Here is a 12,727-nt window from a genome sequence, read left to right on the forward strand (position 1 = left end):
GTGTATTACTCCATCTTTCGTAAGGGCGGGATGCACATGTTCCAGCATGTATTCGCAGAAATGAACAGCATGTTAGATGATATCGTGAAGCATTACCCATCAGCCCAAGGCTCTCGCAAGCAGGAGCTGCTGCAGCATTGGAGTTTGCTGCGGAAAATGAGTGACAGAATTATGGATGAATGGCTGGCCTTTGAGGAAAAAATGGTTTGCCTGCGAGCGGCCGGTTTTTCTGCAGAGTCCGACATTTCTGACGCAGAGCTTTCTGAAAAGGAACTGCCTGAAAAGGAGCTGCTGGCTTATAATCGGGGACAAGGGTATTACCAACTGCTTATGTACCCTGAGGCAATTCAGCAGTTCGAGCAGGTATTACAGCATTTTCCGAACAGCTGGCAAAGTCGTATGTATTTAGGGATGGCATATTTTCAACTGGGGGATACAGCAGAGGCTGTACGCCATTTTCAGAAGGTGCTGCACCTGACAGAGCAGCCAGGACTCAAGGCGGTCATCTATAATGCGCTGGGCTGTCTGATGGCCAAACAGGCTGATGTAGAGGCAGCGCAAAAATGTTTTGCTCGCGCGCACCAGCTCGACCCTGCGATGCCCGAGCCGCTGCACAACATGGAAGCCTGTTTGTCCGGTACCGAAATGCTTCGCTACGATAGCTCGATGATGCCCTGGATGTAGTTGTCAGACACCAGCTGAGACGATGCATGCCCACCTCTTAGGCGGCGCGTGCATCGTCTTTTTTGGCTGTCTTAATTTCCAAAAAGGCGATATTCTGCTATGCTGTTATACGGAGTTATTATTTTTGTATGTGTCAAAAGAAAGGATTAAGCCCGATGAAATTTGCGGTATTGGATTTTGAAACGACAGGCACCCAGTCCGCGGATGACATCATTCAAGTCGGACTTGCAATTATAGATCATGATAACAGCATTTCCCGTGTTTACGGTTCTTATGTGAACCCTGGCAGACCCATTCCGCCTTTTATTACCGGGTTGACCGGAATTACAGACGATGACGTCAAGGATGCTCCTGCGCTCGAAGAGATGATGATGGAGCTTGTACCTATGCTGGATGATGTTGTGCTGGTCGGTCATAATGTGGCATTTGATTTTAATTTTTTGCAAAACGCTTTAGATCGATGTGGATATCTGCCGTTTAGCGGTCGAATTTTGGACACGATGGATTTTCTGAAAATCATGTTTCCATCGCTTTCTTCCTATCAGCTAGGATTTGTATCTTCGGAGTTTGGGCTGGCTCATGACCGTCCCCATCAAGCAGACAGCGACGCGTTGGCCACGGCCGAGGTGTTTTTAAAGTGTGTGTGGGAGCTTCAAGCCTTGCCTTTAATCACGATACAGCGGCTCAGTGATTTGTTCGCAGAGGAAGACAGTGATCTTGGATGGTTTCTTGACGGGGTACGTGAAGAGAAAGAGCTTGATCCCATTCAGGATTTGGAGGGGCATCAGTTTTATCGTCAGCTTGCACTAAAGGTGGAAGATTGGACAGAGTTAGTTACTCCGCGCAAAGAAGATGACCCAAATCCGCTGTCGGGCGTTTCCTTTGATAAATACATGGATGATGTGCGAGATCATTTACGTTCATCCTTGAGCCAATACGAGGAGCGCGAGGCGCAGGTACAAATGATAGAGGATGTAAATCAGGCGCTGAGTGAAGACAAGCATTTGCTGATCGAGGCGGGTACAGGAACAGGCAAGTCCCTGGGTTATTTGCTTCCGTCACTGTATCACAGTGTAAAATATGGTCAGCGGGTCACAGTAAGTACGCATACAATCAACCTGCAGGAGCAATTACGTGAGCGCGATATTCCGATGCTGACAAAGGTGATTCCGTTCCCGTTCCGGGCTGCCATTTTTAAGGGGCGAGGGCATTATTTGTGTCTGCGTAAGTTTGAACATAAAATAAACAGAAGAGACTTCGCAACGCCAAAGGAAGACTTAATTACAGCTGCCCAGATGATCGTCTGGCTGACACTCACGGAAACTGGTGATGATGAAGAACTGAATCTAAGCAACCGTGGCGGAGATTTTTGGGAAACGGTGGCAAGTGATTCCGAGTCCTGTCTTGGCCGTTCATGCCCGTGGTTCCGTAAGTGCTTTTACCATCGTGCACGTCATGAGGCGGGAATAGCGGATGTGGTTATTACGAATCACTCCAAGCTGTTTACGGATGTCAAGGCAAGTCATCAGCTATTGCCAAGCTATGAGCATCTGGTCATTGATGAAGCACACCATCTGGAGGAAGTCGCTGGTAAACACTTGGGCATGCATATGAAATATTTCACACTCGTCCATACGCTGACCCGGCTGTTCAAAGACAGCAAGAATGGACAGCTGCCTTCATTGCGTCAGCAGTTGGTAAAGTCCGGTCATGAGAAGTCGGCAGATTGGGCTTCGATCATCGATCAGCTATATCCACTTGTGCTGGAGGTCAAAGAGACATGGGATTTGTTAAGCGACAAGCTATTTGGTATGCTGCCGGAGCGAAGTGATGCAACACCGGGTGAAACGGGGCAGTTTTCTTCCCGTCTCAAGCCGTCGGCCAAGCCTGCCAAGTGGGATCAAGCGGCTGTGCTGGAAAATCAGCTAAATGTTACGCTAAGCGAAATTTTGCGCAAGGGCGACAAGCTGATGCTGGACGTTAAGGAAGAACATGACGATTATGCGGCTGACAGCCTCATTACGGATATTACGGGACTGCTCAAGGATTTGGCGGCTGTGAAGGAGAATTTGCGCTTCTTTATGCGTCTCGATGATGAGACGACCGTCTACTGGCTTGAGGCGAGTGGGCAATTCCGCAGTAAATCACTGCAATTTTATGCAGTGCCTGTAGATGTGAGCCGCCAGCTGAAAGAAATGTTTTTTGACAAAAAAAGAAGCATCATTCTGACTTCAGCTACCTTATCGGTAGATAAGTCGTTTCAGTACATGACCGATCAGCTCGGTTTGCAGGAAGCCGCAGATGAGGGACGACTGATGACTTCGCAGCTCCCGTCGCCCTTTAACTACAGGGATCAGGTGCTGCTGGTCATTCCCCGGGATTTCCCGAGTGTAAAGGGCAGTGTTGGAGATGCACATTTTGTAAATATGCTCGTTAGCTCGCTAGGCTCGACTGCTCAGGCGACCGGGGGGAGAATGCTCGTTTTATTTACCTCGTACCGGATGCTCCGGCAGGTGTATGAGCCACTCAAAGAGGCATTGTCTTCCAGCGATATCACTGTGCTGGGACAGGGGGTAGACAGTGGGAGCCGCAGCAAGCTGACCCGGCGTTTTCAGGAGGCCAAAGCTTCTGTATTGCTGGGAACCAGCAGCTTCTGGGAAGGTGTCGATATTCCAGGCAAGGCGCTGACTTGTTTGGCAATTGTCCGGCTGCCGTTTCAACCGCCAAATCACCCGCTGCTGGAGGCGAAAAGCGAGCTGCTGCAGCGGCAAAAGAAAAATCCATTTATGAAGCTGTCTGTTCCTCAGGCAGTCATTCGCTTTAAACAGGGATTTGGGCGTTTGGTACGTACAGCGAGCGACCACGGGGTCGTCATCGTATACGATACACGTGTAATCGAATCCTATTACGGAAAGCACTTTTTGTACTCGTTACCGGGACCAAAAATGGAGCATATGCCGACGGAGCAAATGGTGCCCCGCATCTCTGAATGGCTCCAATCCGCCCCGGAGACTGAGGCATAACGGACGGACACTTAAACATGTCCGTTACAATTAGGGGGAGCAAGTATGAAATCAGATAAAATTTCAGAGGCAGTTGTACGGAGGTTACCCGTATATTTACGTTATCTGAATGCACTGCACAAAAGGGAGGTGGCCACGGTCTCTTCCCAGGAGTTGGGACAAAGACTAAACTTGAATCCGGCTCAAATTCGTAAGGATCTCGCATATTTTGGAGATTTTGGCCGAAAGGGTATCGGCTATGATGTTACTTATCTTATTGAAAAAATACGTCATATTCTGAAAATTGATCAGCAAATCAACGTTGTATTGGTCGGAGCTGGTAATCTGGGTCAAGCCCTTTCGAATTATAATGCTTACTTAAAAGACAATATGAAAATTGTAGCGGTATTTGATGCGGTTCCTGAGAAGACTGGGACGATGATCAATACGCTGATCGTTCAGCCAATGGATCAATTGGAAGCGACCATAAAAGAAAAAAATATTCGGATCGGGATTATTACCGTACCGGATTTCGAAGCGCAACACGTGGCTGACAAGCTTATTGAGAGTGGTATTGAAGCGATCTTGAACTTTGCACCGATCATTCTTAAGACCCCGGACAACATCCGGGTACATACCACAGATTTTACAACCGATTTGCTAAGCCTCGCTTATTATTTAGAGGATGGAAAGGAAGAATCGCAATATGACAGTGAATAAATGGATGATTAAAAACGGCTCCTTTGCCGTAAACGGACCGGAAGTCGGAGTAATCCATGGCTATATGATTGTGGAGGATAGCCGGATTACTTACATTGGCGAAACTTTGCCTGCGGGAGAGGAAGAGACAGACGCTTTTGACGGTAAGGGCTTGCTCTTTTTACCGGGTCTGATTAATACTCATGGTCATGCGGCGATGTCACTGCTGCGTGGACATGGTGATGATTTGGCGCTACAAGTATGGCTTCAGGAGAAAATGTGGCCGATGGAAGCCAAGTTTACATCTTCAGATGTGTACTGGGGCACATCCCTGTCTGTGCTGGAAATGCTGAAAGGCGGGACAACAACCTTCCTGGACATGTACGATCATATGGATGAGGTGGCTCGTATAGCTGAAGAATCAGGCATTCGTGCGAGTCTAATGCGTGGGGCGATTGGATTATGCTCTGAGGAGGAGCAGCGAATCAAGCTGGCTGAGGCTGTGACTTTTGCGCGTAACTGGCATGGTAAGGCAGATGGTCGTATTACAACGATGATGTCTCCGCATGCGCCTTACACATGCCCGCCTGCGTTTATCGAAAAATTTGTACAGGCTGCGCATGATTTGGATTTACCGCTGCACACACACATGTCCGAGACTCTTGCCGAAGTTGAGCAAAACGTACGTGATTATGGCTTGCGTCCAGTTGCACATTTGGATAAGCTCGGCTTTTTCTCCCGTCCTTCGCTTGTTGCTCATGCCGTTCATTTGAACGATGAAGAAATAGCTTTGCTGGCTGAACGTGGTGTAGCGATTTCGCATAATCCGGGTAGCAATCTGAAGCTGGCAAGTGGTGTAGCAAGAGTGCCTGAACTGCTGCGTGCAGGGGTTACTGTTTCCCTCGGAACGGATGGTCCTGCCAGCAATAATAATCTAGATATGTTTGAGGAAATGCGTCTGGCTGCGCTCATCCACAAGGGAGTATCCGGTGATCCTACGGCAGTTCCTGCGAATGAAGCGCTGCGTCTGGCAACAGAGTACGGCGCGAAGTCGATTGGTTTAAAAGAGGTAGGAGTACTGGCAGCAGGCAACAAGGCTGACTTTATCGCATTAGATCTGAATCAGGCGCACTTCTTGCCGCGTACAGACCTTATTTCTCATGCTGTATACTCCGCAAGCGCCAAAGATGTGGCCCATGTGTGGGTGGACGGTCGTCAGGTCGTGAAAAACGGTGAGTGCCTGACTATGGACGAGGAACGTATCAAACATGAGGCACAAGCCGCCTTTGAAGGGCTGCTGTCGCGCTAATTCAGGTGTCACATCCCCTTAGAGAGGAAGCACAGGTTTGAAAAACAAGAAAAAATGGATAGCGGTCGCCATTTTGGCCGTGATACTGATCCTGGTCAGCATGTTCTGGTATTATTCTTATGTTACGCAAGACCAGGTGGCTGAGAAAAATGCCGCTATCATAAAGGCCAAGCAATCGGGTGGTCTGGTCAGCACGACTCGTACATGGAAGTCTGTATGGAGTCAGGTATATTGGGTAGTTCAAGGGAAAAATGCCCAAAATGAAAATATAATGGTGTGGGTTCCCTTTCAAAAAGTGGAGGGACAGCCTAATGTACCTGCCGCAGATAATAGCGGTGTCCATACCGAGCTATTGAAAAACGGAGTCGACGAGCAGAAAATGACTGCAATCATTCAGCAGCAGCTTCCAGATGCAGAGATTGTGAGTCTCCAGCCGAGTGTGTTCAATGGCGAATATGTGTGGCAGCTGTTTTACAATGATGGAAGCCATCATTACTATACCTTTTACCGTTTCTCAGATGGAGGATCGACGGGAGTAAAGTATACTTTGCCTAATTACTAGAGTGACGTGGGGAGTGGCTGATGGTGGTTTGGAGGGTTTGGAGGGTTTGGAGGGTTTGGAGGGTTTGGAGCCTTAGGAGCGTTAGGAGCGCTGCGTAGTCCATTTGATCTTACGATCGCTGTTGCCGCCGGATTTTTTTCGATTAGTTTCTTATGGGGAAAATCCGTCGGCAAAGGCGAACGCTCCGCTTCTTCAGATTCAAATGGCCCACTCCGCTGGTTGACCGCCATGGAGCCACTCCAAACAAAGGGAGCTGAGGTAGGAGGGAACGAAGGCCGCGCTGCGCTTGTCTCCGTTTTGAGTTTTACATCAGTCATTCTTGTCCCCGGATTTCTCCTCTGACATAGGCTTATTCGAGAAATCTCGAGGCGGCCGATGGAAAGCATCATCCCCTGCGGAGTGGCGCAAAAGGTAACTTTTAAGCTCAGTTTATAAAGCTTGGAATGATTGAAAGTTAAAAAAAAGACGTAAATACGATGAAATTCGTATTTACGTCTTTTTGGTTTTTATGTTTGAGTAGTATTTATCATAGCATGACTATTTGAGTATAAAACCTATCCGCCTGTGCAGTGCCTTCATATGTAATTTTAAAAGTTGGATTATATGTTATTCATTTACCTTAAACAGGTATAAAGTGAAGTCTATTACATATATCATAATACTTTTTTCCTAAAAATGGTTCAATTATAGATGTTGACTAACGTAACCCATAATTTTGTGGCTATGTTATCATGACTATTTATACGTAAAAGGAGATTCATGAACATGGGAAAAATGGATGGGAAAGTTGCATTGGTAACAGGTGGAGGTCAAGGGATTGGCCGGGCTACCGCTTTACGGCTGAGTCAAGATGGCTTTGCCGTTGCAGTCGTGGATTTAAATGAAAGTACAGCTCAAAGTGTTGCTGGAGAGATCGCAAAGGCAGGAGGGCACTCGCTTGCGCTTAAAGTTGATGTCTCCGTCCGGGATCAGGTTTTCGCCGCCGTACAGGAGACAGCTGAGAAACTCGGTGGCTTTGATGTTATCGTGAATAATGCTGGGATTGCTCCTTCCAAGCTATTGGATGATGTTACGCTGGCTGATTTTGACAAGCTGTTTCACATTAATGTGACCAGTGTATTGTGGGGCATGCAGGCGGCCGCAGCCAAATTTAGAGAGCTGGGTCATGGTGGTAAAATCATTAATGCCTCTTCACAGGCAGGTCATGTCGGTAATGCCAATCTGGGTATTTACTCTGCAACTAAGTTTGCCGTTCGAGCGTTAACACAAACCGCGGCTCAGGAATATGCCCAATATGGAATTACAGTTAACGCCTACTGCCCTGGCATCGTACAAACTCCGATGTGGAGCGGAATTGATAAAGAAATTACGGCCTCCAAAGGCGAAGCTATAGGCGATGCCACCAAAGAATTCGGCAGCAAAATTGCCTTGGGCCGTCTGTCTACACCGGAAGACGTATCTGCCTTCGTATCCTTTTTGGCAGGCCCCGATTCCGATTACATGACAGGGCAATCCCCTCTGATCGACGGTGGCATGATGTTCCTCTAAAAGCTTTAAGGTTGTATTATGAGACAATCATGAATCTTTTTAACATAGTGTAAGCTTGAAATATGAGATCTAAAATGCTGTATGAGAATCTTTCTTACACATCATAAATAAATTGTAAAATAAAAAAAAGACGTAAATACGATTATATTCGTATTTACGTCTTTTTTCTTGCTGCGCCGCGAAGCTTAGCTGCAAGCCAGCGAAGCATCCTTACCTACCTACCTAACTAACTTCTCTCCTAAGGCAAATTCATCTTTATGGCGGGCAGTAGCGGAGTGGAGGATTTGAATCTGGAGAAGCCGATAGCGCTCGCCTTTGCCATGGGATTCTAACTCTTAAATGTTTTTTATACAATCAAGAGAATCCCATGGCAACAGCGATCGTAAGATCAAATCCTACACGTAGCGTTTCACCTGTCCACCCATAACTAATGATTTTGCCTTATCGCAACTCCACCACACATTGCCTTCGATATTCGATATACGTTATGATATACTATATTTTATAAGTGATAGACAAAAATGATAGAAAAAGACTTGCTGATCACTGTAAGATCATACAGTCTGGTTGTTGTTGACATTCGTCCCGTTTCTTCATTGTTTTACATTTTGAGAGGAGGATGTTATTTGAAATTGCGTGCAGTTCCTATCGTTGTTGCGGCAGTTTTGGCAGCATCGCTGCTGTTTGGAGGATGGTTCATTTACCGTCAGGTTACAATGCAAAGTCCTCTGGAAACATTGGTTTCTCAATATCCCGGCGTGACAAGCGCTCAAATAGATATTAAACCGGAACAGCTTGTATTGAAACTGGATCTCAAACCACAGGCAGATGTGGCTGGACTGGTCGAAGTAGTTAAGCAAAAAGGACAGTCCATCATTGGCAGTCGGACCATTAAACTGGATATCGAAGACCATTCCAATTCAGCACTGAATCAATGGTGGTCTGAGGCTATGTTTCCCGTAGCGGAAGCGATGGAAAATAAAAAATATACTCAAATTTCATCTACTGTTGAGCAGATGAAAAAGAAAAAGACGGGCATCCAGGCTGATACCGATATGGATTCGAATAATGTCTATATCCGACTCAGCGAAGGTAAAGCGACCAAGTTTATCGTTTTGCCACGTCAATCTCAGCAAATGGGGGTATGGCCTAATGCCTAGATGGATCAAGGAAGCACTAATCGGCATTGTGCCGGTAACGATCATATTTCTCATCTTTATCGGGGTGAATATTGTCCCACTGCTGATCGCAGGTATAATGCTCAGCGGCCTCTTAATGCTCATGCATGCGCGCGGTGGCTTGGCTGTAGGTGCCGGGCAAGAGCGTAAACGTAAAAAAAATGGCCCGGACAAGCTGACTTTTGAAGAGATCGGCGGGCAGGAAAGCGCCAAGCAAGAGCTGCGAGAGGCATTGGACTTTTTGAATCGACATGATGAAATCTCAAAATTTGGCATTCGCCCCTTAAAAGGCGTTTTGCTCACAGGCCCTCCGGGAACCGGGAAAACACTGATGGCGAAGGCAGCCGCACATTATACCAATTCTGTATTTGTTGCCGCCTCAGGCAGTGAGTTTGTTGAAATGTACGTTGGTGTGGGTGCAGGTCGTGTCCGTGAGCTATTTCGTGAGGCTCGTACTCGTGCAGCCAAGGAAAAGAAGGAAAATGCGATTATTTTTATTGATGAAATTGATGTGATTGGCGGTAAGCGTGAGGGTGGACAGCAACGTGAATATGATCAGACTTTGAACCAGCTGCTTACAGAAATGGATGGTATTTATTCAGCTGATACTCCACGTATTTTGCTCATTGCAGCTACAAACCGTAAAGAAATGCTGGATAGTGCCTTAACGCGTCCGGGACGCTTTGACCGTCATATTCAAGTGGATTTGCCCGATAAAAAAGGCCGTCTTCATATTCTTAAAATTCATGCCAAAAACAAACCGATTCAGGAAGATACGAATCTGGACAAAATCGCTGAAGAATCCTATGGCTTTTCCGGCGCACAGCTGGAAAGCGTCATGAATGAAGCGGCAATCTATGCAATGAGACAGGAAGAGAAGATGATTGCCCAGAAACATCTGTCGATGGCCATCGACAAGGTGATGATGGGCGAGAAAACGGATCGTGAATCGACGCTGGAAGAGAAAAAACGTGTAGCCCTTCATGAGCTGGGACATGCTATTATGGCCGAAATCGTTCGTCCCGGCAGTGTGAGCCAGGTAGCGCTCAGCCCACGTGGGAAAGCGCTCGGCTATGTGCGACACAATCCACAGCAAGAGCATTATCTATATACCAAGAAATTCTTAGAGGAGCAGATTATGATTTCCCTCGCTGGGGCTGCAGCAGAAGAAATGTACTATGGCGGTCGCAGTACAGGCTCAAGTAATGATTTTGAGCAGGCACTGAATATCGTCCATACGATGATGACTTCCGGATTGACTTCACTTGGCATAATTAATATGGATATGGTTACAAAAGAAGAGCTTATGCGTGAAAATGGTCAGATTATGGATGAGCTGCATACTCGAACTTTGGAGCTGCTCGAGAAGCATCGTCCCGTGTTCGATAACTCTCTTGACATCCTGATGAAGGAAGAAACATTGTCTGGAGACCAATTTAGATGTCAATTTAGTGAAAATGCTTTATTACCAGCATAATTTTTTATGCTGGTTATTTTTTTTTACTTTTAGTCCGTGCTAAGATATTATTATCTATTGGGACATAAACATGTATTTTTCGACAAAGAAGGATACAATATATGAGAGTGACCAGGAAAGGGTGGAGTTAAGAACCATGCAATTTAAAAAAATCGGCGTCATCGGCGGCGGCACCATGGGCCAAGGTATTTCTGAAATGCTCGCGTCCAAAGGAATCGATGTGCTGCTGGTAGAGCAGACACCAGAGAAACTAGACTACGCCTACAATATGATTGAAACGAGTCTGGACAAGCAATTGGAAAAGTGGGCCATCACACAAGCGGAGAAAAAGTTGATTTTATCCCGCATTCAAAAAGTATCCCATTTGGCGGAGCTTGGCAGCTGTGATATGGTCATTGAGACGATTACAGAAAACCTGGACGAAAAGAAAGCTGTTTTCGAAGAGCTGGACTATGTGTGTCCAAGCAATATTATTCTTGCAAGTAATACATCCACGCTGAGCCTGACCGAGCTTGCCAGCTCGACCAAGTACCCAGAGCGTGTTATTGGCATGCACTTTATTTATCCGGTATCCCGCATTGATCTCGTGGAAATTATTCGTGGCTTGAAAACTTCAGATGAAACGTTTGAAAGCACAAAACTGTTTGTTGAAGAAATAGTAGAGAAAAAAGGGGTCATGATTTATGAATCCCCAGGCTTCGTAACAAGCCGTATCATTTGCTTGCTGATCAATGAAGCAGCACACGTGCTTCAAGAGGGTGTAGCTTCAGCTGAAGATATCGATGATGCTATGCGAATCGGTTACAGCTTCCAAAACGGTCCTTTGGAAATGGCTGACCGCTTTGGTCTGGATTCCGTTTTGGCTGCTCTGGAACGCATGTTCCGAGAATTTGGCGAATTGAAATATCGTCCGTCCATCGTCCTGAAGAAAATGGTGCGTGCAGGTAATCTGGGTGTAAAATCGGGCGAAGGTTTCTTTAAGTACGACAAGGATGGTGACCGGATATGAAAATTCTCGTAATCAATGCAGGAAGTTCTTCCCTGAAATATCAACTGTATGATATGACGGATGAGTCCGTTTTGGCAAAAGGCTTGGTAGAGCGTATCGGTATGGACTCATCCATTTTGACACATAAGCCAACGGGCAAAGAAGAGTTTACTGAGGTTAGCGAAATTTTGGAGCATACTACAGCGATCCGTAAAGTGCTGAATGCACTCACAGATGCGGAGCATGGTGTAATCTCCGATACAAGCGAAATTCAGGCTGTAGGCCACCGTGTGGTTCATGGAGGCGAAATCTTCAAGCAGTCAGCGCTGATAACGCCTGAAGCGAAGAGTGAAATCCGTCGTTTATTCGACCTTGCGCCACTGCATAACCCGGCTTCGATGATGGGGATTAAAGCCGCAGAATTGAATATGCCTGATGTACCGCAGGTTGTGGTATTTGATACCTCATTCCACCAAACGATGCCTGAGAAAGCTTATATGTACGCCATTCCACGAGTGTTGTACAATAAGTACAAGGTTCGTCGTTACGGGGCACATGGTACTTCCCATGATTTTGTTAGTAAGGAAGCTGCTAAATTCGTCGGTCGTCCTTTGGAAGATTTGAAGATCATTACTTGTCATATCGGTAATGGCGGTAGTATAACAGCAGTTCAAGGCGGTCTGTCTGTAGATACTTCCATGGGTATGACACCTTTGGAAGGACTTATGATGGGTACACGTAGTGGTGATCTGGACCCGGCAATCGTGCCTTATGTTATGAACAAAGAAGAATTGACTGTTAATGAAGTCAACTCCATGCTGAACAAGCACAGTGGGCTTTTGGCGATTTCCGGTATCAGCAGTGATATGCGTGAAATCACTGAAGGTATGGAAAAAGGCGAAGCTAATTCTACATTGGCATTCGAAATGTATGAATACCGTCTGCGTAAATACATTGGCTCGTATGCTGCCGCAATGAACGGAGTAGACGTGATTGTATTTACGGCAGGTGTAGGCGAGAATTCCGTGGTTCTGCGTAAGAGAGTGTTGGAGCAACTGACATTCCTCGGTGTCGAGCTGGATGAATCGCTGAACGCTATTCGTTCTGGCGAGCCTCGTCGGATTACAACAGCAAATTCAAAGGTAGAAGTATTGATCATTCCTACGAATGAAGAGTTGGTTATTGCCCGTGACACGTTCCGTTTGGTACAATAGTTCAACCGGAAAAAATTAAATTTTATGCATACAGTGTTCTTACTTCAGTCTGTATGTATCAACAGT

The 12,727-nt window shown here is 46.4% G+C and carries 10 protein-coding genes; all 10 read left to right on the top strand.

Going from position 1 to position 12,727, the window contains the following annotated elements; genetic code table 11:
* Window positions 1-36: 36 nt before the first annotated feature.
* The 10 genes from LCF57_RS01350 (at window position 37) to LCF57_RS01395 (ending at window position 12,661) form a co-directional block, all read left to right on the top strand.
* The gene (locus LCF57_RS01350; RefSeq protein WP_225999109.1) at window positions 37-684 is read left to right on the top strand and encodes a tetratricopeptide repeat protein; all 648 of its coding nucleotides are present in this window, start codon (window positions 37-39) and stop codon (window positions 682-684) included.
* A 155-nt stretch (window positions 685-839) separates the two neighbouring features.
* Complete coding sequence (gene dinG, locus LCF57_RS01355; RefSeq protein ID WP_225999110.1) at window positions 840-3,707, top strand: ATP-dependent DNA helicase DinG; 2,868 nt, start codon at window positions 840-842, stop codon at window positions 3,705-3,707.
* Between the two features lie 45 nt (window positions 3,708-3,752).
* Complete coding sequence (locus tag LCF57_RS01360; protein ID WP_225999111.1) at window positions 3,753-4,406, top strand: redox-sensing transcriptional repressor Rex; 654 nt, start codon at window positions 3,753-3,755, stop codon at window positions 4,404-4,406.
* Window positions 4,393-5,694, top strand: a complete 1,302-nt coding sequence (locus LCF57_RS01365; protein WP_225999112.1) for an amidohydrolase — start codon at window positions 4,393-4,395, stop codon at window positions 5,692-5,694. The genes LCF57_RS01360 and LCF57_RS01365 overlap by 14 nt, the downstream gene beginning before the upstream one ends.
* Before the next feature lie 37 nt (window positions 5,695-5,731).
* Entirely contained in the window at window positions 5,732-6,256 is a 525-nt protein-coding gene (locus tag LCF57_RS01370) for a DUF5590 domain-containing protein (RefSeq protein ID WP_225999113.1), read from the top strand.
* A gap of 765 nt (window positions 6,257-7,021) precedes the next feature.
* A complete protein-coding gene (locus LCF57_RS01375; protein ID WP_225999114.1) occupies window positions 7,022-7,804 on the top strand; it encodes a (S)-acetoin forming diacetyl reductase in 783 nt (260 codons plus the stop codon).
* Window positions 7,805-8,430: 626 nt separating this feature from the next.
* The gene (locus LCF57_RS01380) at window positions 8,431-8,964 is read left to right on the top strand and encodes a hypothetical protein (protein ID WP_225999115.1); all 534 of its coding nucleotides are present in this window, start codon (window positions 8,431-8,433) and stop codon (window positions 8,962-8,964) included.
* Window positions 8,957-10,459 carry an AAA family ATPase gene (locus tag LCF57_RS01385; RefSeq protein WP_225999116.1) on the top strand — a complete coding sequence of 501 codons (1,503 nt, stop codon included), beginning with the start codon at window positions 8,957-8,959 and terminating at the stop codon, window positions 10,457-10,459. The genes LCF57_RS01380 and LCF57_RS01385 overlap by 8 nt, the downstream gene beginning before the upstream one ends.
* 136 nt (window positions 10,460-10,595) lie before the next feature.
* Window positions 10,596-11,468 (top strand): 3-hydroxyacyl-CoA dehydrogenase family protein, encoded by an 873-nt coding sequence (locus tag LCF57_RS01390; protein ID WP_025718877.1) that lies wholly within the window; start codon window positions 10,596-10,598, stop codon window positions 11,466-11,468.
* Window positions 11,465-12,661 (top strand): acetate/propionate family kinase, encoded by a 1,197-nt coding sequence (locus LCF57_RS01395; protein WP_225999117.1) that lies wholly within the window; start codon window positions 11,465-11,467, stop codon window positions 12,659-12,661. The genes LCF57_RS01390 and LCF57_RS01395 overlap by 4 nt, the downstream gene beginning before the upstream one ends.
* Window positions 12,662-12,727 lie beyond the last annotated feature (66 nt).

The organism is Paenibacillus sp. BJ-4 (assembly GCF_020404765.1).
Lineage (GTDB): Bacteria > Bacillota > Bacilli > Paenibacillales > Paenibacillaceae > Paenibacillus.

Bases quoted from the DNA above. Each gene is read 5' to 3' on its own strand.
- LCF57_RS01350 (WP_225999109.1), top strand. From the start codon at position 37: ATGTTCCAGCATGTATTCGCAGAAATGAACAGCATGTTAGATGATATC.
- dinG (WP_225999110.1), top strand. From the start codon at position 840: ATGAAATTTGCGGTATTGGATTTTGAAACGACAGGCACCCAGTCCGCG.
- LCF57_RS01360 (WP_225999111.1), top strand. From the start codon at position 3,753: ATGAAATCAGATAAAATTTCAGAGGCAGTTGTACGGAGGTTACCCGTA.
- LCF57_RS01365 (WP_225999112.1), top strand. From the start codon at position 4,393: ATGACAGTGAATAAATGGATGATTAAAAACGGCTCCTTTGCCGTAAAC.
- LCF57_RS01375 (WP_225999114.1), top strand. From the start codon at position 7,022: ATGGGAAAAATGGATGGGAAAGTTGCATTGGTAACAGGTGGAGGTCAA.
- LCF57_RS01385 (WP_225999116.1), top strand. From the start codon at position 8,957: ATGCCTAGATGGATCAAGGAAGCACTAATCGGCATTGTGCCGGTAACG.
- LCF57_RS01390 (WP_025718877.1), top strand. From the start codon at position 10,596: ATGCAATTTAAAAAAATCGGCGTCATCGGCGGCGGCACCATGGGCCAA.
- LCF57_RS01395 (WP_225999117.1), top strand. From the start codon at position 11,465: ATGAAAATTCTCGTAATCAATGCAGGAAGTTCTTCCCTGAAATATCAA.